At 43.7% G+C, this 24,187-nt stretch carries 17 protein-coding genes; 10 read left to right on the top strand and 7 right to left on the bottom strand.

What is annotated here, in order from left to right; translation table 11 throughout:
• Complete coding sequence (locus DEO27_RS13230) at positions 1 to 1,962, top strand: c-type cytochrome (RefSeq protein ID WP_223818240.1); 1,962 nt, start codon at positions 1 to 3, stop codon at positions 1,960 to 1,962.
• A gap of 68 nt (positions 1,963 to 2,030) precedes the next feature.
• A complete protein-coding gene (locus DEO27_RS13225; protein ID WP_112574273.1) occupies positions 2,031 to 2,801 on the top strand; it encodes a DUF1080 domain-containing protein in 771 nt (256 codons plus the stop codon).
• 188 nt (positions 2,802 to 2,989) lie between these two features.
• On the opposite strand, the gene DEO27_RS13220 is transcribed toward DEO27_RS13225, so the two are convergent.
• Both DEO27_RS13220 and DEO27_RS13215 read right to left on the bottom strand, forming a co-directional pair.
• On the bottom strand, positions 2,990 to 4,222 hold the full coding sequence (locus DEO27_RS13220; protein WP_112574272.1) for an MFS transporter: 1,233 nt from the start codon (positions 4,220 to 4,222) through the stop codon (positions 2,990 to 2,992).
• Between the two features lie 57 nt (positions 4,223 to 4,279).
• The gene (locus tag DEO27_RS13215; protein WP_112574271.1) at positions 4,280 to 4,933 is read right to left on the bottom strand and encodes a FadR/GntR family transcriptional regulator; all 654 of its coding nucleotides are present in this window, start codon (positions 4,931 to 4,933) and stop codon (positions 4,280 to 4,282) included.
• A 185-nt stretch (positions 4,934 to 5,118) separates the two neighbouring features.
• On the opposite strand from DEO27_RS13215, the gene DEO27_RS13210 reads away from it, so the two are divergent.
• From DEO27_RS13210 to DEO27_RS13190, 5 genes are all read left to right on the top strand, one after another.
• Positions 5,119 to 5,727, top strand: a complete 609-nt coding sequence (locus DEO27_RS13210) for an RNA polymerase sigma factor (protein WP_190295406.1) — start codon at positions 5,119 to 5,121, stop codon at positions 5,725 to 5,727.
• A gap of 48 nt (positions 5,728 to 5,775) precedes the next feature.
• Positions 5,776 to 6,714, top strand: coding sequence for a FecR family protein (locus DEO27_RS13205; RefSeq protein ID WP_112574269.1), 939 nt, complete (start codon positions 5,776 to 5,778; stop codon positions 6,712 to 6,714).
• 110 nt (positions 6,715 to 6,824) lie between these two features.
• Complete coding sequence (locus DEO27_RS13200) at positions 6,825 to 10,178, top strand: SusC/RagA family TonB-linked outer membrane protein (RefSeq protein ID WP_112574268.1); 3,354 nt, start codon at positions 6,825 to 6,827, stop codon at positions 10,176 to 10,178.
• 33 nt (positions 10,179 to 10,211) lie between these two features.
• Positions 10,212 to 11,726, top strand: coding sequence for a RagB/SusD family nutrient uptake outer membrane protein (locus DEO27_RS13195; protein WP_112574267.1), 1,515 nt, complete (start codon positions 10,212 to 10,214; stop codon positions 11,724 to 11,726).
• Between the two features lie 58 nt (positions 11,727 to 11,784).
• Entirely contained in the window at positions 11,785 to 13,620 is a 1,836-nt protein-coding gene (locus DEO27_RS13190; RefSeq protein ID WP_112574266.1) for an alkaline phosphatase, read from the top strand.
• 157 nt (positions 13,621 to 13,777) lie between these two features.
• Here DEO27_RS13190 and DEO27_RS13185 read toward each other — a convergent pair whose 3' ends face one another.
• The 4 genes from DEO27_RS13185 to DEO27_RS13170 all read right to left on the bottom strand — a co-directional run bounded on the left by DEO27_RS13185 (position 13,778) and on the right by DEO27_RS13170 (position 20,241).
• Positions 13,778 to 15,673: a gliding motility-associated C-terminal domain-containing protein gene (locus tag DEO27_RS13185; RefSeq protein WP_112574265.1), complete on the bottom strand. Its 1,896-nt coding sequence runs from the start codon at positions 15,671 to 15,673 to the stop codon at positions 13,778 to 13,780.
• A gap of 664 nt (positions 15,674 to 16,337) precedes the next feature.
• Complete coding sequence (locus DEO27_RS13180) at positions 16,338 to 17,066, bottom strand: MIP/aquaporin family protein (RefSeq protein ID WP_112574264.1); 729 nt, start codon at positions 17,064 to 17,066, stop codon at positions 16,338 to 16,340.
• 24 nt (positions 17,067 to 17,090) lie between these two features.
• Complete coding sequence (gene glpK, locus DEO27_RS13175; RefSeq protein ID WP_112574263.1) at positions 17,091 to 18,605, bottom strand: glycerol kinase GlpK; 1,515 nt, start codon at positions 18,603 to 18,605, stop codon at positions 17,091 to 17,093.
• A gap of 55 nt (positions 18,606 to 18,660) precedes the next feature.
• Complete coding sequence (locus tag DEO27_RS13170) at positions 18,661 to 20,241, bottom strand: glycerol-3-phosphate dehydrogenase/oxidase (protein ID WP_112574262.1); 1,581 nt, start codon at positions 20,239 to 20,241, stop codon at positions 18,661 to 18,663.
• 151 nt (positions 20,242 to 20,392) lie between these two features.
• On the opposite strand from DEO27_RS13170, the gene DEO27_RS13165 reads away from it, so the two are divergent.
• The gene (locus tag DEO27_RS13165) at positions 20,393 to 21,157 is read left to right on the top strand and encodes a DeoR/GlpR family DNA-binding transcription regulator (RefSeq protein WP_112574261.1); all 765 of its coding nucleotides are present in this window, start codon (positions 20,393 to 20,395) and stop codon (positions 21,155 to 21,157) included.
• A 4-nt stretch (positions 21,158 to 21,161) separates the two neighbouring features.
• Here DEO27_RS13165 and DEO27_RS13160 read toward each other — a convergent pair whose 3' ends face one another.
• Positions 21,162 to 22,190: a LacI family DNA-binding transcriptional regulator gene (locus tag DEO27_RS13160; RefSeq protein ID WP_112574260.1), complete on the bottom strand. Its 1,029-nt coding sequence runs from the start codon at positions 22,188 to 22,190 to the stop codon at positions 21,162 to 21,164.
• Between the two features lie 258 nt (positions 22,191 to 22,448).
• On the opposite strand from DEO27_RS13160, the gene DEO27_RS13155 reads away from it, so the two are divergent.
• Positions 22,449 to 23,069 carry an RNA polymerase sigma factor gene (locus DEO27_RS13155; RefSeq protein WP_112574259.1) on the top strand — a complete coding sequence of 207 codons (621 nt, stop codon included), beginning with the start codon at positions 22,449 to 22,451 and terminating at the stop codon, positions 23,067 to 23,069.
• An 80-nt stretch (positions 23,070 to 23,149) separates the two neighbouring features.
• Positions 23,150 to 24,181, top strand: coding sequence for a FecR family protein (locus DEO27_RS13150; RefSeq protein ID WP_112574258.1), 1,032 nt, complete (start codon positions 23,150 to 23,152; stop codon positions 24,179 to 24,181).
• Positions 24,182 to 24,187 lie beyond the last annotated feature (6 nt).

Below are 24,187 nucleotides of genomic sequence, written 5' to 3'. Positions count from 1 at the left end.
ATGAACAATACATTAAAACAAATGATAAACAGGGGCGCATTGCTTTTTACACTTGTAATTACAGCGCTGTTAAGCGATATTAAAAATACCTTCGCCCAGGCCGAATCGCCTAAAGAGGATGATTTTTTCAAGATCATGAAAGTGCCCGCACCCGAAGGTACTATACTGGAGGTTGGCGGTTTATGTACTTTGCCTAATGGTACTTTGGCGGTAACCACTCGTCGCGGTGATATTTTTATGGTCGAAAATCCAACCGGTCAGCATCCTTTCTTCCGCAAGTTTGCTTCGGGTTTGCATGAGGTGTTGGGGGCAGCCTGGAAAGACGGCGCTTTATACGTAGTTCAGCGTGGCGAGCTTACCAAGCTGGTTGATACCAATATGGACGGCAAGGCTGATGTTTTTGAAACCATCTACGCCTGGCCCTTATCCGGTAATTACCATGAATACAGCTTTGGCCCTAAAATAGCGCCGGATGGTTCGTTTTTTGTTACCCTGAACCTCGGCTTTCCGCCAGATTGGTGGCATCCGAAAAGCTTTGTGCCATGGCGCGGCTGGGCTTTAAATATCAAGGAAGATGGCACCGTTACACCTTGGGCGGCGGGTTTCCGTTCGCCATGCGGTATAAGTATGATCGATGGCGAACTTTGGTATGCCGATAACCAGGGCGATTGGGTAGGCTCTGGTAGTATCATGCCAATAAAAAAAGGTGCCTTTATGGGACATCCCTCAAGTTTGGTTTGGACAGGTTTGCCTAATTCACCGCTAAAACTCACTTCCGAACAGTTCTTTGCTAAAAATAACCCGCGGATTGAGTTTGATAAAAGCGGGCAACCGGTTAAACCACAAGATGTGGTTAATGAAAAATTCAAAACCGAATTTGAGGCTAAAAAAGAAATTCCTGAATTACAGCTGCCTGCCGTTTGGTTACCGCACGGTATATTAGGTATTTCCAATTCTGAGATAGTTAAAATTCCGGAAGGTGCGTTTGGGCCTTTTGCCGGTCAGTTGCTGATATGTGACCAGGGGCAAAGTATGGTAGACAGGATCTTTTTAGAGAAAGTTAATGGCGAATATCAGGGTGCAGCCTGGGCCTTCAGAAGTGGTTTTCAATCGGGAATTGTAAGGTTGGCCTGGTTGCCTGATGGTTCATTAGCGGCAGGCGAAACCAATCGCGGTTGGGGATCGGCAGGGGAGGCTACCATGGGTTTACAGCGTTTGGTGTGGAATAACAAAGTTCCGTTTGAGATGCGCGCTATCCGGGCTATGCCAGATGGTTTTGAGATAGAGTTTACCAAGCCGGTTGATAAAAAAGTGGCTGAAGATATTGCTTCCTATTCGGTTGAAAGTTATATCTATAAATATCATGGCGTATATGGCAGCCCGCCTGTAAATACCGAAAAATGCCCGATAGCCGGGGTTAAAGTATCGGAAAATGGTTTAAAAGCCCGCCTTATTGTAAATAACCTGCGGAAATATTATATCCATACCATTACGCTTGCTGCTATTCGTGACAAAGAGAACTATTTCAATTTAGTCCATCCAACCGCATATTATACACTGAATAACATCCCCGAAGGACAAAAACTTTCAATGAGCGAGGTAAGTACCGTGAATTCGGCCAAGGCGGTTTCTGCAGAGCTAAAAAAAGGTGTTGCAGGTAAAAAAGGAGTAGCGGCGAAACCTGTTTCGCCGGCTAATGCAATTCCTACCTATGCAGAAATACAGCCAATACTGCTAAAAAACACCTGCCTTTCTTGTCATAACGCTACCAAAAGGCAGGTTGGCCCGGCATACGTTGATGTGGCTAAGCGCAAATATAGCGTGGCCGAGCTGATCCAACTGATCCATAATCCTAAACCGGAACATTGGCCCGATTATTCAACACCGATGCCGCCAATGCCGCAGGTGTCTAAGGACGAAGCCCGGAAGATAGCTTTATGGATTAAATCGCTGGCTAAATAGTAGGGAAGCTTAAAGCCTAAAACAATTGGTTAATTATCGTTTGATATTAATGTTTTATATAAAGTTCAATGAAACACAAAATTATTTTCACTGCTTTATTAGCAGGTAGTTCAATAGCTGCATTCGCGCAGCAAAATGCAAAGCCGGAAGATACCGAGATCTGGTCGCCGGTGCCTGCTGTGGTTACACCGGGCAAAACTTTGGGTGATGCCCCTTCTGATGCTGTTGTTTTGTTTGATGGTAAAAACCTTGATGAGTGGGTGGCTACTAATGATACTACATCGGGCCATAAATGGAATGTGTTGGATAAAATAATTACCGTTGATAAAAGCGCGGGGGATATTCAAACCAAACGCAAGTTCATGGATTTTCAGTTGCATATAGAATACCGCATCCCTTCAAACATTACCGGTAGCGGTCAGGCACGTGGAAATAGCGGTATTTTCCTGGCGGCCTTGCCTTGGGGAGCAGGTGGTTACGAGTTACAGGTACTGGACAATTACAACAATAAAACCTACGTGAACGGACAGGTGGGCAGTTTGTATAAACAGGCAATTCCACTGGCCAATGCCTGCCGCAAACCCGGCGAGTGGCAAACTTATGATGTGATCTGGACGGCTCCGCGTTTTAACGAAGATGGTTCGTTAAAATCGGCAGCACGTGCTACCGTACTTCATAATGGCGTGCTGGTTCAAAACAATACTTCATTAATAGGAGATACCCCTTATATAGGTAAGCCTGAATATCGTAAACATGGTGCCTCGCCAATTAAATTGCAAGCGCATGGCGATAAAAGCGAGCCAATTAGTTATCGTAATATTTGGGTAAGGGAATTATAAACAAAAACGAGCGTCATTGCGAGGAACGAAGCAATCCCAACCCGTACAGAGAGACTTGCATAGCTGCTCTGCTAATAGGGGATTGCTTCGTTCCTCGCAATGACGTTTAATTTAAATTCTCATCTTGCGCTCGTTTGCGACGGGCGCTTAATATGGTTGGCGATTGCATCGCCTTTGCATTTTTAGCCTTAGCCTTTCACTGCTTTCTTTCCTTCAATATTTGGCAATAAGCCGGTGAAAATGCCTATCAGTGGCAAATAGGCGCAGATCTTAAATACATAGTTAATGCTGGTCATATCCGCAACTTTACCCAATACTGCCGAGCCTAAGCCACCCATTCCGAAGGCGAGGCCGAAGAATAAACCCGCTATCAGCCCAACTTTTCCAGGTACCAGTTCCGTCGCATAAACCAAAATCGCTGAAAATGCAGATGACAGGATGAGGCCGATGAATACCGATAAAACGCCTGTCCAAAACAGGGATACGTAGGGCAGGAGCATAGTAAATGGAGCTACGCCTAATATCGAGATCCAAATGATGTATTTACGACCAAAACGATCGCCCAATGGTCCGCCGAAAAGTGTACCCGCAGCTACCGAACCCAAGAACATAAACAGATAAATTTGCGATTGCTGGATACTCAAATGAAATTTATTGATCAGGAAAAAGGTGTAGTAGCTGGTGATGCTGGCCAGGTAAAAATACTTGGAGAAGATAAGTACCAGCAAGATACCTAACGAGAATACCACCCTTCTTTTTGATAAATTTAGCGGCGAGCCCTCATTAACGCTCTTGTTCTTTGCTTTAAGGCTTAAATGCTCGGCGTACCATTTAGCTATACGCAGTAAAACCAGGATGCCTGCAAGGGCGATAAGGCAAAACCAGATCACGTTTGATTGTCCGTAAGGGATTACTATAAGAGCTGCCAGCAGCGGGCCAACAGCGCTGCCCGCGTTACCTCCCAATTGAAAAATAGATTGGGCTAATCCTTTTTTGCCACCGGATGCCAAATGTGCAACTCGTGATGATTCCGGATGAAATATAGATGAGCCTATACCGATAAGACTTACTGCCATCAGCATAATATAAAAGTTGCCCGCGAAAGAGGCCAGCAGTAAGCCCAATAACGTAAAACCCATACCCATGGCTAATGAGTAAGGCTTTGGTTTTTTATCAGTATAAAGCCCCACAAAGGGTTGTAAAATAGATGCCGTAATTTGATAGGTGAAGGTAATGAGCCCTATTTGAGTGAAATTTAGACTGAAACGTTGCTTGATAAGCGGATATATGGATGGTATAACCGATTGCAGCATGTCGTTAATAAAATGGGCCAGACTTATAGTAAACAAAATTGAATACACAGTTTGCTGAACCAATTTTTTAGGTTCGGTGGTAGTAATTGTTGGCGATGTAGATTCCATTTAGTGATAGATTAAATTATAAAACATTATAACATCAGATGAATTTAATGAAAATTTTTAATGTTGATGAATTTCAATGACTGTATTCCAGGCCTGTTTCGAATCGCAGTCGAGAATATTTTTCAGGAGCTTTTCGTGAAGGTGCTGCGTGTCGATAAAAATGCGTGTATCCGGGTGGATTTCGGTGAACCAGTTTTTTAAATGGACGGCTGCAGTCTTATACAAATCGCTCAGGATCTCGTTTTTTGACGCTTCCGCAATAGCTATGTGAAATTTAACGTCGGCATCAATGCATTCTTCCAATAGCCCGGCCTCTGCAGTTCTTTTCCGGGTTTCCAAATGGCTTTTCATGGTAAAGATATCCTTCTGCGAGCGGTTTATAGCTGCTTTTTCGGCTATTTTCATCTCCAGTAACTGCCTTACCTCATCAAGGTCCTGCGACCGGGCGCGTTTTATACGGGCTTCCATTGGTTCGGGGTTAACAGTTGTGCGCTCTACAAAAGTTCCTGCACCCTGTTGGATCCTGAGCAGGCCAGATTGTACCAGGCTTTTTGTTGCCTCGCGGATGCTTGAGCGGCCAACACCAAACTCGGACATAAGCTCGGGCTCGGTAGGTAGTTTATCATTTATTTGATACCGGCCATCAGCTATCTGCTCTTTCAGTTTCTCAGCAATCTCCTCAGCCAGCGACCTTTTAATAATCTTACTCATTTATAAATCATCAGATGAATTGCAAAGGTATAAGTTTGTTTGAAAAATAAAAGTTATTTTGGGGCTAAAATCTATTTGTGAAAAAATAGTACCAATTAGTAACCGATGTTTTCTAAAGCATTAATATATATTTAAATTTAGCTTAACATTCGTGCCGTTACTTTGATGCCATAAAAATACCCCTTGTGAAACAATATTCGGATGCACAACTTCTACTTGAACTGCAGGGCGGTAACGATGGGGCATTCAGGGAAATTTATGAGCGTTATGCTGATAAATTAATAGCCTTCGCATTAAAGAAAACACAAAACGAGGATGAAGCGATGGATATGGTACAGGAGTTGTTCCTTTCCATATGGAAAAATCGTGATACCATCCAGGTAAATGGTGCGCTTGAGGCTTACCTTATGGTTTCTGTTAATTACATGAGCTATAAATGGTATAAAAAGCAAAGTACAAAGCCCCGCTCATTAGATGATGTTTGCGAATTGCAGGAAACTTACGAACACAGTACCGATCAAAAACTTTCCCTTGCCGAATTACACCTGTTGATAAACCGGGAAATAGAAGATATGCCCGAAAAGATGCGACAGGTTTACCTGTGCAGCCGTGAGCAGGATATGACCGGGCCGCAAATTGCCGAGTTTTTAGGTTTATCGCACCAAACCGTACGCAACCAGATCAGCAATGCTTTAAGCAGACTGAAAAAGTCTGTTCAGAAATATTACGATGTTATCCCTTTTGATAATTACAGCAGATTTTTGCTGCTGATAATTTTTTTCAAAAAGTTATAGTACACTCTCCCATGTTCGGTCACTTAACAGATATAAAGCCCCTGTTAGGTGAATCAAAAAGAAATAAAAAGATTACTCGATAAGTTTAAAGCCGGTAAATGCACCGACGAGGAATTGCAGCTTTTACAACAAATGATGCATGAACTTGATACAGACACCAACACCGATAACAATATTAAAGCCCTGAAGCAACCGCTTTGGGAACGTATAGAAAAACAAACCATAGCTAAGGGCAAGGTCCGCAGGTTAAATACTACGTGGTTAAAAGTTGCAGCGGCGGTTTTAGTGACTGTGTGCGCAGGTTTGTTCTACTCAAAAATAGCTACCCATAAAAATGAGCAGATTGCCTACCAGGTAATCACAGCACCCAAAGGCAGTATGAAACAGATCATGTTGCCCGATAGCACAACTGTACAGTTAAACGCGGGTACATCAATAAAATTCCCTGTTAGTTTCAGTGATTCAAAAAGAGAAGTAACGCTTATTAACGGCGAGGCATTTTTTGATGTGAAGCACGATATGAAGCGGCCATTCATGGTGCATACGGCTAAGGTTACTACACAGGTATTAGGTACATCATTCAATATCAAATTTTATAAAGAACTGCCCGATCTGCAGGTTTATGTGAGCAGTGGTAAGGTAGAAGTACATGATCTGCATCATACCCTGGGTTTTTATACTCCTCGACAGCAGTTAACCTACAATAAACAGCATGAAAGCTTTACGCGGCAGGAGCTAACGGCCGATCATTCCCTGAGCTGGATGCATGACGAACTGATACTTGACAATACATCATTTAAGGAGATTACGGTTTACCTGCAAAACCGCTATAGCGTAAACTTTAAATACAATGAAAAACGACTGGCGCAACAGCATTACTCGGTTAGGTTTTCAAATAGGCTGAATATCAGGCAGGTGTTGGATATACTTCAGTTTATTGATGGCCGAAAGTATAAGTTAAACGGAGATACAGTAAATATTAAATAACAATATAAAAGGAAAACCAATGCCTGCTCCAACAGGCACTGGCTCAATTAAGTGTAGCTGCCAAAACTAAAAGCCAACAGGCAGTTACTAATCACTTTAAAAACAAATGTATGGAAAAATCTTTAACCCGGATTTCAAGAAGATTAATCTCAGCAATTTTATTGCTGGTAACAACCCTGACGGCATTATTGCCCGTTCACGCCTTCGCCGAGCGTAGTGTGTCGCTGATGGATCAGCCGGTAACCGTAAAGTTTGCCGATGAAACCATGGATGCATCGCTCGAGAAACTCAAAAAAGCGGTAAATACCGTTGCGTTTAACTACAAGATGGATGATGTGGCCGCGGTAAAAGTAAAGGCAAATTCATTTGTTAACAAGCCATTAAAAGATGTACTTAACGCATTAACTGCCAACACGCAATTGGAGTACCGCGAAAAGTACGGCACTATCATCATCTCGCATAAAAAGGTGGTGCGTGCACCCGAAAAAATTACAGTAACCGGTTCGGTGACCGATAAAGACGGTCCGCTTGCCGGTGTAGCTGTACGCAGCAAAACCTCAACTGCCGCTACCTCTACTGATGTTAATGGTAATTTTAAAATTATCGTTGAAAAGGACGAAGTGTTGGTATTCAGCTTTATCGGCTACAAAAGTCGCGAAGTAGTCGCCGGTCAGTCTCCGCTTAACATTACTTTGGAGGCCGATGTTACCGGTCTTAACGCTGTAGTAGTGGTAGGTTACGGTACACAGAAAAATACCGACGTAACCGGTTCTGTAGGTTCATTGAAAGTAACCAATGTTAAAGATCGCTCTGTAGGCTCGGTTACCGAAATGCTGCAGGGACAAATTGCAGGTGTTACAGTTTTGAACGAAGGTGGTGACCCTACTTCTGGCCCAAGCATCAGGTTACGTGGCCAAAGCTCTTTCAATAATGAAGGTCCGCTGATGGTTGTTGATGGTACTATTTATAACGGCGGCCCTATCGATCCTTCGGATATCGAATCTATCGACGTATTGAAAGATTCATATGCCGCTATCTACGGTGCTAAAGCTGCCGGTGGTGTAATTTTGATCACTACTAAACGTGGCAAGCAAGGTAAAACCAACCTTGACATTACTGCTAAAGGCGGTGTACAAAACGCTTTGAAAATATTACAGGCTTTAAATGCAGCCGATTATGCGGATGCGATAAACACTGCTTATGATAACGCAGGTAAAACCCGTTTACCTGCATTTGATGGTACCGTGAACCCTGATTCGCGCGTAACCCGTACCAATTGGACAGACGCTTTGTTCAGAACAGGTTATGTCCAGGATTATAACATGAACATCAGCGGTGGTACAGAAAAATCTAACTTTTATGTATCAGGTGGCTACCGTAAAAACGATGCTATCCTGTTAAACACCAATGCTATCCGTTATAACTTTCGTGTAAACTCTGATCACCAGATCAATAACTGGTTGAAGATTGGCGAGAGTATGTCATACTCTTATAACAACGGCCAGGGTGCTAACACAACCAGCGCCTATACCGGTGCTATTTTATCGGCAATTTTTTATCCGCCTAATGCTTCTATCTACAATGCTGATGGCAGCTTTGGTGGTGTGCCGGCCCAGTACGCAGGTTCATATGGCGACGTTATTAACCCGGTTGCCTATTTAAAACGTTTGGATAACAGTGATGCTGTAAACAGCTTCAATATCAATCCTTATGTTGAAATTAACCTGATCAAAGGTTTAAAATTTCGCTCGAACCTTGGCATAACCAAAAACCTGGAAACCATCAAAAACTTCAGCACAAGGGTTTTGGAGCCAGGCAAGAAATTCTTTGATAACTTCCTGTTCCAGGAGCAATATAATGCCCGCACTATCCTTGCTGAGCAAACTTTAAACTACGACAGAACATTTGGTAACCACCACGTAAGTGCTTTGGCTGGTTATACCTACCAGAATGATACCCAGGAGTTTTTTAGCGTAAATACTGATAATTACCTGAGCGAAGATCCTGCTTATCGTTACATCATCAACGGTAGCCTTAACCCAACCGGTGTGCCCTTGCAGGGTAACAAAAACGAATCTGCTTTGATCTCTTACCTTGGCAGGATCGGTTATGACTATGCAGGCAAATACTTCATCAACGGCATTATTCGTCGTGATGCTACTTCATTATTGACAAGTAAAAACCGCGCAGAGGTTTACCCAGGTGTATCGGCTGGCTGGTTAATCAGCAAGGAATCATTTTTTCCTACAGATGCATTGGTATCATTTGCTAAGTTAAGGGCAAGTTACGGTCAGTCTGGTAACCTTGCAGGTTTGCCAAGCTTCCCAACTTCGGTTTCGTTAACTAAAACTGCCGGTTATTTAGGTAGCCCGGCCGCGGCCATTACAGGTTCGGCTGTTGATGGTTTGGCTAACCTTGACCTTAAATGGGAAAAAGCTACTCAAACTGATATTGGCGTTGATTTAGGTTTGATGAACGGTAAGATCAATGTTACTGCTGATGTGTTCCAGAAAAGAAATACCCGTTTCCTGTTCCAGCCTCCGGTTGCAGCGGTTTACGGTGTATCAAACCCTCCGTTTGTTAACGGTGGTCAAATCACAAACAGGGGTGTCGAATTAGCGGTTAAATACCAGGGTGCTGTTGGCGACTTCCACTATAACCTGGCAGCTAACGGATCTTATATCAAAAACAAAATTGATAACATACTTCCAGGTCAGCAAACTATCCTTTCTGGCCCAACAGTAAGGGATAACCTGGTGCCGGTTTGGTTGCAGCAAGGCTACTCATTGTATTCTTTCTTCGGTTTAAAAACAGCAGGCTTGTTTCAGTCGCAGGATGAGGTAAATAACTATAAAGATGCCTCAGGTAACCTGATCCAGCCAAACGCTAAAGCAGGCGATATTAAATTCCAGGACCTTAACCACGATGGTAAAATTACCGAGGCTGATAAAACTTACCTGGGTACGCCATTTCCTAAATTCAGCTATGGCTTTACAGCAAACTTTAGCTACGGTCCGTTTGATATGAGCGTGTTTTTACAGGGGATTGCAGGTAATAAGCTTTTCAATGCCGTTAAATACACTGGTTTAAACGCCTCTATCCAAAACTATAACCTGCTGGCCGATGCTAAAAACGCATGGAGCCCAACTCATACCAATACCAATATCCCACGTTTATCTGCAAGTGATGCAAACGGCAACTTTGGTAACGTATCTGACTTTTATGTTGAGAATGGCTCATACATGCGCATCAAAAACGTAACCCTCGGTTATACACTGCCAAAAGCGCTAATGACTAAAATTGGCGTACGTAGTGCCCGCGTTTTTGCCAACGCGCAAAACCTGGCCACATTTACTAAATACACAGGTCTTGACCCGGAAGTTGGTATCAATCAGAACGGCGTTGATTTAGGCTTGTATCCACAGGCAAGGATTATTTTAATAGGTGTTAACGTAGGCTTATAAAAAATCAGGAACCACAATTAAGAAGATACAGAGATGAAATTCAAAAATATAATTAGCAAAGGCTTAATGGGTGTAATGGTTATTGCACTGGCCCAAAGCTGTAAAAAAGGCACTTTAGATAATATTAAACCAACCGGTACGCCAACCAGTACAAACTTCTGGAAAACAGCTGCTGATGCTCAGGCAGCAGCCAATGGTTTATACGAAAAACAAAGTAACAGTGAGGATCTTTATGGTCGCGGTTTCTTTTGGTTCATTAACGCCAGCGATGATATGGTTGTAGGCCGTACATCTGCCGACAGGGAAAACATCAAAAACTTTATCTGTACCGGTAATGAAAGCAGTATCTACGCGCCATGGCAGTTACACTTCGTGGTGATGAAACGTGCCAATGACGTAATCAATAATGTGCCGAACATTAACATGGATGCAGCTACCAAAAACTTTATTTTGGGGCAGGCTTACTTTATCCATGCGGTAATGCACCTGGAAATCGCCGATTTATATGGTTCTGACAAGCAAGGCGCTCCTTTGCAAAACCGTACCAACGCTTTGGCTTTCCCTGCTCAATTAGCATCAGTAAAAGATAATTATGCTTATATCGAGGCCGATTTGAAAAAGGCAGCTTCTTTATTGCCTTATTTCGATAAACTGGGTACTGCCGATTATGGCCGTGCGCATAAAACTGCTGCCTATGCTTATTTGGCTAAAACCTACCTGCATGCTAAAGATTATGCAAATGCTGAAAAATATGCCGATTCGGTTATCCTGAGCGGTAAACATGCACTGTTAAGCAATTATGCCGATGTATTCAAGATCGCTAATAACTACAGCTCCGAGTATATCTGGTCGGTAGCAAGCAACCTGAATGGTCAAAGCATTTTGCCGGGAGCTATGTTGGAGAATAAAGGCTGGGGTTTATATAACGGCTTCGGTTATTATCAGCCAACAAAAGAACTGGTTGACGAGTTTGAGGCAGGTGATAAAAGGCTTCCGGCTACTATCCTGCAAAAAGGCGATAGCTTCCAGTATTTTGGTCAAACTTATACTTACCCTATCGGTGGTAAAAGCAACAGCTTAACCGGTTATCAGTTTAACAAATACATGGAGCCGTTTAGCTATGCTGGTGGTATCCACGTAAGCCCTAACGGCGATGAGCCATCTACAGACTTAAACGTACCGTTGTTGCGTTATGCCGAGATCTTGCTGATCAAAGCCGAAGCTCAGATTATGCAAGGTAAAAACGGCGATGCCGCACTAAACCTTGTACGTGTACGTGCCGGTTTAAAACCAATCACTAATGCTACCATGGTTAATTTGAAACATGAGCGTCGTGTTGAATTGGCAGGTGAGTGGAGTGATCGTAATTTCGACCTGGTACGTTGGGGCGATGCGCAGGCAATTTACGCAAAACCGTTACACGGTTCGGATGGCTCAGTTGTGTGGAAAGCTCGTAACTTTGATCCGGCAAGGGATAACGTTTGGCCGATACCGCCAAAGGATATTCAGATAAGCCAGGGTCAGCTGAAACAGAATGCCGGCTGGTAATTGACATATTGAAACTTACAAAACCGGGCACAGCCCGGTTTTGCTATATCTATACCCAATGAAAAAAAGTACTACCCTAATTACGCTGGCGGCGCTGCTGGCAAACGCTGGCCTGACGGCCAACGCGCAGGTTAAAAACTACACAGTAGCCGATGCACATTCCCACAACGATTACAAAAACAACATTCCTTTTTACCGGGCCTATGAAAAAGGTTTCGGTTCTATCGAGGCCGACTGTTATGCTGTTAACGGGCAGCTGATGGTGGCACACGATAAAAAGGAGATCGACGCCAAACGGTCGTTAAAGATCTTGTACATAGATCCGCTGATTGAAAAATTTAAACGTGATCCGCAACGCCATTTGAGGCTGCTTATCGAAATTAAGGAAGATCATAAAGCAGTATTACCGCTTGTGATTAAAGAGTTAAAGCCGCTTGAGCAGTATTTTGATTATGAAGGTCACCCGGGCAGGTTATCGATAGTTATGACAGGTGCGGTACCGCCACCGGCCGAGATGACCAACTACCCGGCCTGGATCTCGTTTGATGTAGACCATATGAACGGTTTTACAGCCGAGCAATGGAAAAAGATCGGGCTGGTAAGTTTTCCGTTTGGTAAATATATTCATTGGAATGGCAAAGGTGTATTAAATAACGAAGAAATTGCGAGGATAAAGGCAGGCATCGATAGCGTACATAACTCCGGTAAGAAGGTACGTTTTTGGGAAACTCCTGACACCAAAAGCAGCTGGCTGGCCCTTATCCGTTTGGGTGTTGATGTAATTGGCACCGATAAAATAGAGGAACTTGGCGATTTCCTGAACAAAAAGCCGACAAGCGAATACACAGCCCCACAGCCGTATACAATTTATAAACCAACTTATAAATCGGACGGGGCGGTTAAAAAAGTAAAAAACATCATTTTGTGCATTGGCGATGGCATGGGGTTATCGCAAATCTATTCAACCTATACTGCCAACCGTGGCCAGTTAAATATTTTCCAGATGCTGAATATTGGTTTTTCGGTAACCAACTCTGCTGATGCCTATATCACCGACTCTGCCGCCGGAGCAACCGCTTTTGCATCGGGACAAAAAACTAACGATAGGGCAGTGGGTGTTGATCCATCAGGAAAACCATTGAAATCATTAGCGGATTATAGTGCCGAAGCTGGTAAAAAAACAGCTGATATTGTGGCTTGTGAATTAACCGATGCGACTCCGGCAGCTTTCTACGCGCATGATTCGGAGCGGAGTCATTCTACAGCTATCGCTAATCAAATTACTTCGTCGCCTATTGATATTTTCTTAGGCTCGTCATATAAAGATTTTATCTGGCCGGTTAATGGTGAAAGTCCAGTTGATAAGATGAAGAAGAGGGGATATACGGTTATCCGTAACTTCAATGAATTTTTAAACAGTTCGGCCCCGAAAATTCTGGCATTGATGGATGATAGCGTAACCCGTCCAAAAATGGAGGGTAGAGGAAACTACCTTCCGTTGGCATTTAATAAAGTAACTCAAATATTCAAAAATGCTCCCAAAGGTTTCTTTATGATGATTGAAGGTTCGCAGATTGACCATGGTGGTCACGCCAATAACCTGAAACAAATAATTACCGAAAATAGCGACTTTGACCGCGTTGTTGGTGATGCTCTAAAATTTGCCGATGAAGATGGAGAAACGCTGGTAATAGTAACTGCCGATCATGAAACAGGGGGCTTAACACTGCTTGACGGCAGTATCAACAACGGTTACGTATGGGGCGATTTTAGCACCAATGATCATACCGGCACCCCGGTTCCGGTATTTAGCTACGGCCCCCACTCGTTGGATTTTAGAGGCGTTTACAGCAATACAGAGATCTTTAATAAGATTAAGGCTTTATTGCAATAGCTGTAATTAACAGAAACTATAATAAAACCATGTCGTTGCTGTAAGGAGGAACGACGAAGCAATCGCATGCTATACAGGGCGGTTATGCTTCCGTGCGATTGCCGCGCTACGCTTACAGCAATGACATGGTTTTAGTTTTAATAGATAGTAGGAATGATCAGCCTATGATCTGCACCCATCCTGAGTAAACCGTACCATTCTTCAGATCTATCTTGTAATAATAAGTCCCGGGGGGCAGCCTGTTGCCGTTGTATGTTCCGTCCCAGGCTTTTGTATAGCCTTTGGCATTGTAAACAATTGTTCCGTATCGGTTAAAAACCTGTGTAATGGCGTTATCGTAAGCGCCAAGGGCGTCTATTTGCCAGGTGTCGTTTATGCCATCGCCATTAGGCGTAAAAGTGTTTGGGATGGTGAATTTATCAATAACCTTTACTTCAACAGCAGCTTTAGACTCCAGGTTGCATGATCCTGGCTGCAATACATGCAAAATATAAGTGATGTTGCTGGTTGGAAATACGAAGGGCTCTAAGGAGGTAGTATTGCTGATATTTTCATTGGGCGTCCAGTAATAAGAAACATTTTCTCCGCTTACCTGGGCATGAAGCTGGATCCTTTCGCCCTTCATAACTTCACGTGTGGAAGTGGCAAAGGCTCCGGGCCCCTGATTTACCGTTATGGTAACGGCACTTGTGGCTTTGCAGTTATTGTTAGTCACCTCAACGGTGTAAGTGGTGGTTGCCTCCGGCGAGGCTATCGGGTCGGCAATGTTTGGGTTTGAAAGGCCGATTGTGGGATACCATTTATAGGATGTTCCGCCAGTGGCGTGGAGCTGTGTTTTATCGCCTTTGCAAATCGCTTTATTATCGCCTGCATTGGCAACTACAGGCGCGTTTACGTTTACTGTAACCGCGGGCGTAATACTTGAACATCCGTTTTTAAATACAGTAACATGGTATTGCCCACTCATGGCGGCTGTCGCGCCACTGATCACTGGATTTTGTTGCACCGACGTAAAGCCGTTCGGCCCCGTCCAGCTATAACTATCACCCGTGGATGCTGTAAGATAAATGTTTTCGCCAGGGCAAACCGGCGAGCTCGCAGTCGCAGTAACTGGTTGCGGATTGATGATAGTTAATGTCACGGCAGATGACATTAACCTGCATTGTGCCGAATTGATGTTGCCTTGCTGGGCAACCAATACCCTGTACTGATAATTGCTGGTGGCAGTGGGTTGATGGAGCGGGTAGGAGGATGATACCGCCCCCGGGATATTTATCCATCCGTTTGGTGTACTTATTTGCCACTGATACACTGGATTGGTGTAAGATAGGTCAGATGCGGCGCTAACGTTCAAAGTGTAAACCTTATCCGCGTCGGCGCATCCCTGCGCTGTTGTGGCTGTTTTATCGTTTCCGAAATAGGTAGTAAGTGCAGGGCCGTAGGGGCGTAATGATATATCATCGAGGGCCACATCGTTGCCGTAGCCACCGCTGGCATTATTGGTCATTTTGATGGTTACATCGCCTCCGGTTGGTGGGGTATTAAAAGTAATGTTGTATTCCAGCCAGCCTGAACCGTTATCTATTGGCCCGGTATGGTTAGTTTTTGTTTCGAGGGATGTAGTTACGGAAAAAGTAATATCCGGTTTGATACCGCCGGTTTGCATCAGGTTGAGCACAAAAACGCTGAACATGTAAGTGGTGCCGGGGCACAGGGTTTTAACGGTTCTTTTATAAAACTCATCGATGGTGTTGGTAGCATCCACAATCATCATGTAGCCATTAGGTTGCCCTGGCGTATGATTACCTGTTTGTAGCCACGATTCGGGGTACATGCCGGTAGTGGAGTTGGCAATAGTATAGCTGCCTTCACCCGGCTGTGATGGTATGTAATTATAGGTAGTAGAAAAATTCCCGTCATTAATTTTCGGACCTATTTGGGCCGATCCGGCCCCAAAGTCTTCAATTAATACCGGTTCCCCCTCCTGCGCTTTAAGGCGCAGGGCGAACTGTGGCGATAGGCATACTATCGCCAATAAAGTGATAAATTTCATGTGTTTTTACGCATGTCAGCCAGACTCGCAACGTGCTCGCTTGTCTTGCTTAAAAGTTTAATCAATGCGGCCGGGGGACAGCCGGTATTGATTAAACCTTAGTTAATGTTGTGTTTTTTTGAAGTGTAGGTTGCAAAAGGAAAGCCATGCCACCAGGGATTTTCGCGGACCGGGCAAGGTTCAAAACGAGGGGGAGTAAAGTGTATAATTGAGGAGAAGGGAAACTTTACAAATGGTAAAAACGTAGGTTGTAAAATATACACTAAGTAGCTGTACTATACTTTCTAAATGTACCCCCGCCGGAAAGCCGGGTTACAGGCTGTAAAATTCTGTTTACAAAAAATTAAAAATGTAATGGCTTGATTTTTGTAAACGAAATTGAGGTGGCGTTCGACGTTGTCGTTGCTTATTTTCTACTTAAAATCCCGGTTTGGGGATATAAATACACAGTAATTCTTGGTGCTTGTTAAAATGAACGCCATTCCTGTTAGCTCTTAGCTTAAGTATTAATTAAATGAACAATATGAACAGTAATGTTCATTATCCATTAAAATGGCTGAAATGAACAATGGTGATTTTGGGGGTTGAAGGAGCCTTGAAATAGAGCGTCCTAAGACTTTCGAAGTTTTTAAAACTTCGAAAGTCTGAATAGGGAATAAGATTATTACTTTATAGAAAGATACAGTATAGCTGCAATAGAAGCACCAACTAAGGGAGCGATAACGGGGATCCAGGCATAAGCCCAGTCGCTGGTGCCTTTACCTTTTATCGGTAGTATCATGTGCATAAAACGCGGGCCAAGGTCGCGGGCGGGATTAATGGCGTAACCGGTGGTTCCACCTAACGACAGGCCTATCACCCATACTAATAAAGCTACCGGGATTGCACCGATTGAGCCCAGGCCAATAGGGGTTTTAGCAGGTGTGATCTCAGCGCCGGCGATATAAAAGATAGTGAAGAGTAATACAAACGCGCCAATTATTTCACTGGCAATATTGGAAACATAATTGCGTACCGCGGGGCCGGTACAAAATACCGCCAGTATAGAGCCCGGATCATTGGTGCGCTTGAAGTGATCGTAATACATGATCCAAACTAAAAAAGCACCCATACAGGCGCCTGCAAATTGGGCAATGATATAGGGTACAATGTTCGCCCAGGCAAACTTACCTGCAATAGCAAGTGCTATGGTCACAGCCGGGTTAAGGTGAGCGCCGCTATATGGCCCTGCAACTACTACTCCAACAAAAACCGCCAGACCCCAGGCTGTCGTGATCACTATCCATCCGCCGTTGTTTCCTTTGGTATCTTTTAAAACTACGTTGGCCACTACGCCATCGCCTAATAATATCATGAGCATGGTGCCTATCAGTTCGGCTACAAATGGAGACATGTTTAAATATTTTAATGGTGGATATTAAATAGCGGATACAGGATGACCGGAATTAGACCAGCATTGGGCCGTGCTTACCGCGCGTTCCCAACCCGCTATACCGGTTTTTACTTCTTCCAGGTCATCACCCGGATTAAATTCGGCTTCAACTGCCCATAGATGCTGAATTTCGGCTATATCTTTCCAGTAACCTACGGCCAAGCCGGCCATATAGGCTACGCCAAGCGCTGTGGTTTCGGTAACCTCTGGTCGGATCACTTTACAGTTTAATACGTCTGATTGAAATTGCATTAGCAGGTTATTGGCCGTAGCGCCACCATCAACCCTGAGCTCTTTAATTTCCATGCCTGCATCGGCTTCCATGGCTTTAAGTACATCCATGGTTTGATAAGCAATTGATGCCAATGCCGCCCTTGAAATATGTGCCGCAGTCGCTCCGCGGGTTAAGCCAACTATTGCTCCGCGAACTTCGGGGTCCCAGTAGGGCGCTCCCAGGCCTGCAAATGCGGGCACAAAGTAAACGCCGGCGGTATCTTTTACGGATGTAGCCAGTTTTTCAATATCGGCCGAGGTTTTAATGATGCCAAGACCATCGCGCAACCATTGTACAACCGCGCCTCCTATAAAAATACTACCCTCAAAAGCATAAGTGATTTCGCCGTTTATTTTCCAGGCAATGGTGGTAAGCAGGTTGTTTTTCGATTTAATAAACTCCTGGCCAATATTCATCAGCATGAAACAACCCGTGCCGTAAGTGTTTTTCACCATGGCTTTATCAATACACATTTGCCCGAATAAGGCCGCATGCTGATCGCCGGCGATACCCGCGATAGGGATTCTTTGCGCGAATATATTGTTGGCAGTATGACCATATAGTTCGCTCGATTGCTTTACTTCGGGCAATATGCTTTTGGGGATATTAAATAATTGCAACAGCTCATCATCCCATTGCTGGGTACGGATGTTAAATAACATGGTGCGGCCCGCGTTAGTTACATCAGTAGCATGTACTTCGCTGCGGGTTAATTGCCATATCAGCCAGCTGTCAACCGTGCCAAAGGCCAGCTCGCCTGCTTCGGCCTGCGCTCTTGCACCTTCAACGTTATCCAAAATCCATTTGATTTTTGAACCCGAAAAGTAGGCATCTATCACGAGGCCGGTTTTATCGCGGATCATATCGCTATGGCCCTTTTGTTTCAGCTCATCACAAAAGTCGGCGGTGCGCCTGTCTTGCCAAACTATCGCGTTATAAATATGTTCGCCGGTTTTGCGGTTCCAAACTATGGTGGTTTCACGCTGATTGGTGATGCCAATGGCTTTGATGTTTCCGCCGCCTAATCCCGCTTTTGCAATCGCTTCTACAGCTACAGAGATCTGGCCTGCCCAAATCTCATTAGGGTCGTGCTCAACCCAGCCTGGTTTTGGAAAGTACTGCTTAAATTCTTTTTGTGCCGAAGTAATGATCTTGCCAGCGTGGTCAAAAATTATGGCCCGCGAACTGGTAGTGCCCTGGTCGAGCGCTAAAATATATTCCTGCATAATTTGGTTTGGTTTACCTTGGTTTATTAATTGAATATCACATTAAAATTGATATTTAATGCGGTGTGAGTATATAATTTTTTGCTGTTTCGTTAAATGCGTTTATCTGCGTCGTTTCCCACGCTGTATCTTTTCCTAATTCGCCGGCCATAAGGTGGGCTACTTCAGGTGCCATTTTGATAGCCAGGCGGGCATTTAAAAATAAAACCCTCGTTCGGCGTGCCAGGATATCTTCAACGCTTCTTGCCATTTCATTCCGTACAGACCAGATTACTTCGCCTTTAGTATAGCTACCTTCAGGGTTAATTTGGTTTTTCCAGTCAGGATTTTCGTCATATAAAGCCTGTATTTTCTCGATGTCAGTCCCATAAACAAACATGGGGTTTGTGCGGTCGGGATTTGGCCTGCTGCCATGGATAGCTAATGATTCTGTTTTACAAGGCGTGTTTTGGAGTCCGCCGGTTTTGATGGCCTGGTTAACAATATCCTCTGCCATTTTACGGTAGGTTGTCCATTTGCCTCCGGTTATGGTAATTAATCCCGAATCAGAGACAATCAGTTTATGGCTTCGTGAAATTTCTTTTGTTTTTGATGAACCGTCCTGGGGGGCAGCAAGGGGCCGTAAACCGGCAAATACACTTAAAACATCGGCGCGGGTAGGGGCTTTAGTCAGGTATTTTCCTGCTGTCCTTAATATAAATTCCACTTCCTCATCCAGTGCTACCGGTTCAAGGCTATGGGAGTCGATAGGGGTGTCAGTAGTGCCTATTAATAATTTCTCATGCCACGGAACCGCGAAAAGCACACGCCCGTCTTCTGTTTTCGGGATCATCAGGGCATCCTCTGCCGGTAAAAATGACCGGTCGAGTACAAGGTGAACACCCTGGCTTGGCCTAACCATTGGTTTCTTTTCTGGCGTATCCATTTTAAGTACGTCGTCAACAAAAACGCCGGTAGCATTAATTACAGTTTTTGCTTTCAATTCATAGTTAATGCCCGTTTCGATATCGGTAGCTGTTACTCCCGCAATTTTGCCACTCGTACCTTTGATCAATCCGCTTACTTTGAAGTAATTTAATAGCGTTGCGCCTTGCTCAATGGCAGTTTGCGCCAGGTTAATCGCTAAACGGGAGTCATCAAACTGTCCGTCATGATAAACAACGCTACCATGCAGGCCTTTTTCTTGTATGCCGGGTAAGCGTTTAATAGTTTCTTTTTTGGAGATATGTTTTGCCCGGCCAAAGCTCAGCTTGCCTGCAAGGATATCGTAAATACTGAGGCCTATGGTGTAAAAAACACCATCCCACCAACTGTAATTGGGGATAATAAAACTTTCGTTTTTTACAAGGTGCGGGGCGTTGTTTAATAGTAATCCCCGCTCGCGCAAAGCTTCGCGTACCAATCCAATATCCCCTTGTGCAAGGTAGCGTACCCCTCCATGAACCAGTTTCGTAGCCCGGCTCGAAGTACCCTTGGCAAAATCTGCCTGTTCCAATAATAAAGTAGAGAAACCACGCGATGCTGCATCCACCGCGGCACCAAGGCCTGTAGCGCCACCACCTATGATAATCAGGTCCCAGATCTTTTCGGTATTGGTAAGGTGCTCAAGATTTGCTTCCCTTGTAAATGGATTCATTTTATTTCGATATTTATTCAAATATATAAAATCGAAATAAAATAAAACTAAATGAAATATAAAATAATTTTATTTGGTTACTTTTGACGTATTCGAGACGCGATAGGCTCTTTTAAAATTTACAGTCAGTTTTTCTGTTTAATTTAGCTTTATGAGTAAAAATACCGATCGGCATAAGTTTATCCTGCAAAAAGTTGAGACAGATGGTTTTGTAAATGTGCAGGACCTGAGTGGCGAGTTAAATGTTTCGGAAGTTACCATCCGAAAGGACCTGAAACTTTTAGAAGATAAAAACCTGCTCTTCAGAACGCATGGCGGTGCAAGCAAAACAAATCCGTATGCCAATGATAGGCCGGTAGCCGAAAAGGAAAAACTGAACGGCCCCGAAAAGAAGAAAATAGCTTTCGAGGCCGCCGCCCGTATCGATGCTAACGATTCGGTTATTATAGCATCGGGTACTACCATGCTGGCGTTGGCCCGCGCTATGCAGCCCAATAAGCATCTTACGGTAGTTACCGCTGCATTGCCGGTAGCGCTTGAACTTTTGCAGCATCCCAAGGTTGACATTGTTCAATTGGGTGGACAAATGCGGAATACCTCATCATCGGTAACAGGCAACTATGCCGAGCTGATGTTGGATGATATGTTATGCGGTGTACTGTTTTTAGGGGTAGATGGCATCGATCCGGAAATAGGGTTAACCACTACCAATTTATCCGAAGCAAGGCTCAATCAAAAAATGATCAATGCAGCCCAAACTACTATTGTACTGGCCGATAGTACAAAGTTCGGCAAGCGTGGCCTGGCAAAGATCTGCGCGCTTGACCAAATCAATGAGATCATTACCGATAGTGGCATTAGCCCTGCAATGCTCAATATGCTGGAAGAAAAAGGGGTAAAGGTTACTGTCGTTTAGGAGATTAAGCTTTGTTTGACGACGACCGCACAATCAATTGCGTATCCACCTTTTCGGTAGTAAACTCTTCAACCGGCCATTTACTTTCAATGGTTTTGATAAGCATTTCTGTTGCCATTTGTCCTATCTGGAAAGCTGGCTGACGAATCACCGTTAATGGAGGATCAAACAGTTCAACCACATCCGAATTGGTGAAACCCGCAATAGCAATATCTCCGGGAACCTTAAAGCCCCATTTTTTTAATATCGACATACTACTGATTGTGAGCCGGTCGCTACCAATAAAAATTGCTTCAGGGCGGTCATCCAATGCCATTAATTCTTTCAGTACGAGTTCAACTTCGTCCTGGATCATGCCCCCATGATTGCAATGTTTAATGTATTCGGGCCTGAGCTCGATGCCGTGCTTATCAAGCGCTGCTTTATAGCCGTCAAAACGCTCATGGCTAATGAGCAGGTTATTTGAATTGGTAAGGTGGGCAATTTTGGCAAAACCCGAATTAATTAGCGTTTCGGTACCATTAAATGATCCCTGGAAGTTATCGGCAACAACCTTGTGGGTATTAAGATCGGGAGCGGCCCTGTCAAAAAATACTATCGGAAATCCTTTGTCAAGCAGGTATTTGTATTGCGATGTGTCGGTTGTTTGCGCCGCTAACGACACCAGTAAGCCATCCACATGCCTCGAGAGCAGGTGTTTTACATTGGCGCTTTCCCTGTCAAATGATTCGTGCGTTTGAGTGATGATAACATGGTATCCCCGGTTATAAGCGATGGATTCGATACCATTAATGGCCTGCGAAAAATAGTCATTAGCCACCTCGCATACTACCACACCTATGGAGTGGCTTTTTTGCTCCTTAAGGCTCAGTGCGATAGGGTTGGGGCGGTAGTTAATCTTTTCAGCATACTCCAGGACAAGCTTTTTGGTTTCGGTACCTATTTCATAGCTCCCGTTCAGTGCCCGTGATACGGTTGAGGTTGACACACCCAAAGCCTTGGCAATATCCTTAATAGTGACTGATTCAAACATAATTTAGTCCGCAAACCGGTTTTTAAATATCAGTAAAACATTTAATACTGACTAAGTTATTTTTTAAACGAAATGTTTGCCGGCGCTTTAAGTGTTGGAATTAATGAACGATATCAACAGATTGACAGGCCTTTGATTGATTATGTCCCGATTAATTAATTGTGATATTGATTTTTGAAGTTGATGTAAAATAATTGTTATAATTACTACATTGTACCTGATTTCAATTGTAAAACGTTTTATCCCCCTGGTTAAGCTATGTCTCACGAACAAATTGTTCATGACGATCATAATACTGCTACGTGGCTTGCTTTTAAAGAAGGCAATTGGGATGCTTACACCCGCTTATATAACAATCATTTCAAGATCCTGAATAATTACGGTTACAAATTTACACGGGATGTAAACGTAATTGAAGATGCCATACACGATCTTTTCATTAGGCTCTGGACAAACAGGGCAGGCTTGGGCAACCCGGTTTCGGTAAAAAACTATCTCTTCAAATCCCTGCGGAGCATTATTTTCCGTAAGCTGCAATCAAAATCGCGCTTTGTTGACCTGGAAGACGAAGCTGAGCATAATTTCCCTTTCGAAATTTCATTTGATCAGCAGATTATTGCAGATGAAGAGGAACTGGAATTACAAAAAAAAATCAAGTTTCATATAAAAACATTGCCGCCGCGGCAGCAGGAAATCATATATCTCCGCTTTTACGAAGGTTTAGGTTATGATGAAATAGCCGATATCATGGAAATCAACGTGAGCTCGGCTTATAAATTGATCTATAAGGCCTTTGATAATCTTCAGGATGTACTTAAAGCATCCAAATTAGCAATTGTTTTAGCGCTGTATTCGTGCTTTTGCGTAAATAATCACTAAAAAATAATTTTTTTTTCGGTTTGTAGGGATAATTGGGATAGGGTGCTGTCTATAAGGGTAAAATAACAACCTTATATCCAATGCTAACCTCAAAATATAGTAATTATACCCTTGCCGATTATTTAGAAGATGACGATTTTGTTCGTTCGGTCATCAATCCATCTGCAAATGATGGTTTATTATGGCAGGAAATAGCTGCCCAATATCCCGGTCAGCGAAAAATAATTGCCGACGCGTCAAAAATCATCACCACTTACCGGAAGCAGGACGTTTTTACCAATAGTAATAACCAGGAAAAGGTTTGGCTCAAAATAGCTGCTACTTTACAAACCGATCAGGTTAAGCCCCAAATATTCACATTAAACAAATACCTCCGTGTTGCCGCGATGCTATTGCTGGTATCGTCTATCGGTATCGCGCTGTGGCTTACTAAAGCCCGTCAGCAAGAAATTGATACTCCCTTTGGCGAATTGCGTACGGTTAACTTGCCTGATGGTTCAACCGTTGTGCTTAACGGAAACTCAAAATTAAGCTACAAAGACAATTGGGATAAAAACCCGCGTGAGGTTTGGATAAGCGGCGAGGGCTTGTTCAATGTGAAGCATATCAATAAAGACCCCCATTCAATAAAACCGGCCGAAAGGTTTATCGTGCACTGCTCGGATATGAATATCGAAGTACTGGGCACAACCTTTAATGTACGGAGCCGTCACAATAAAACCGATGTAGGGCTGGTACAGGGAAAGATCAGGCTTGATTATGTCGACGCTGTATCTGCAAAGCAATCGCTGATTATGAAGCCGGGCGACTATGTGCGCCATGCTTATAAGAAAAACGTTACCCGCGTTTTCCTCCCGGTTCCGGAAAAGATCACCAAATGGACAAAGCACCAGCTTTTATTTAATGACGCTACCCTGGCGCAGATCAGCGAGATCATGACCGATGACTATGGTTATCATGTTAGTTTTTCAAGGCCCGAATTAACCACGCTCAAAATAGAGGGAGAAATAAATGTGCCGAATGTTGATGAGCTGATAGAAACCATCTCTACTACGCTTCCTGTGAAAATTATACGCACCGATAAAAATATCACTATTACTAAACAAAACTAACCCCCT

Source organism: Mucilaginibacter rubeus (assembly GCF_003286415.2).
GTDB lineage: Bacteria > Bacteroidota > Bacteroidia > Sphingobacteriales > Sphingobacteriaceae > Mucilaginibacter > Mucilaginibacter rubeus_A.
This window is presented reverse-complemented; position numbering and strand designations above follow the sequence as displayed.

What these genes read in the sequence shown, in the direction of transcription:
- DEO27_RS13190 (WP_112574266.1), top strand. Translation starts at nt 11,785, where the DNA reads ATGAAAAAAAGTACTACCCTAATTACGCTGGCGGCGCTGCTGGCAAAC.
- DEO27_RS13215 (WP_112574271.1), bottom strand. Translation starts at nt 4,933, where the DNA reads ATGAGTAAGATTATTAAAAGGTCGCTGGCTGAGGAGATTGCTGAGAAA.
- DEO27_RS13230 (WP_223818240.1), top strand. Translation starts at nt 1, where the DNA reads ATGAACAATACATTAAAACAAATGATAAACAGGGGCGCATTGCTTTTT.
- DEO27_RS13195 (WP_112574267.1), top strand. Translation starts at nt 10,212, where the DNA reads ATGAAATTCAAAAATATAATTAGCAAAGGCTTAATGGGTGTAATGGTT.
- DEO27_RS13155 (WP_112574259.1), top strand. Translation starts at nt 22,449, where the DNA reads ATGTCTCACGAACAAATTGTTCATGACGATCATAATACTGCTACGTGG.
- DEO27_RS13150 (WP_112574258.1), top strand. Translation starts at nt 23,150, where the DNA reads ATGCTAACCTCAAAATATAGTAATTATACCCTTGCCGATTATTTAGAA.
- DEO27_RS13185 (WP_112574265.1), bottom strand. Translation starts at nt 15,673, where the DNA reads ATGAAATTTATCACTTTATTGGCGATAGTATGCCTATCGCCACAGTTC.
- DEO27_RS13225 (WP_112574273.1), top strand. Translation starts at nt 2,031, where the DNA reads ATGAAACACAAAATTATTTTCACTGCTTTATTAGCAGGTAGTTCAATA.
- DEO27_RS13165 (WP_112574261.1), top strand. Translation starts at nt 20,393, where the DNA reads ATGAGTAAAAATACCGATCGGCATAAGTTTATCCTGCAAAAAGTTGAG.
- DEO27_RS13220 (WP_112574272.1), bottom strand. Translation starts at nt 4,222, where the DNA reads ATGGAATCTACATCGCCAACAATTACTACCACCGAACCTAAAAAATTG.
- DEO27_RS13170 (WP_112574262.1), bottom strand. Translation starts at nt 20,241, where the DNA reads ATGAATCCATTTACAAGGGAAGCAAATCTTGAGCACCTTACCAATACC.
- DEO27_RS13160 (WP_112574260.1), bottom strand. Translation starts at nt 22,190, where the DNA reads ATGTTTGAATCAGTCACTATTAAGGATATTGCCAAGGCTTTGGGTGTG.
- glpK (WP_112574263.1), bottom strand. Translation starts at nt 18,605, where the DNA reads ATGCAGGAATATATTTTAGCGCTCGACCAGGGCACTACCAGTTCGCGG.
- DEO27_RS13180 (WP_112574264.1), bottom strand. Translation starts at nt 17,066, where the DNA reads ATGTCTCCATTTGTAGCCGAACTGATAGGCACCATGCTCATGATATTA.
- DEO27_RS13200 (WP_112574268.1), top strand. Translation starts at nt 6,825, where the DNA reads ATGGAAAAATCTTTAACCCGGATTTCAAGAAGATTAATCTCAGCAATT.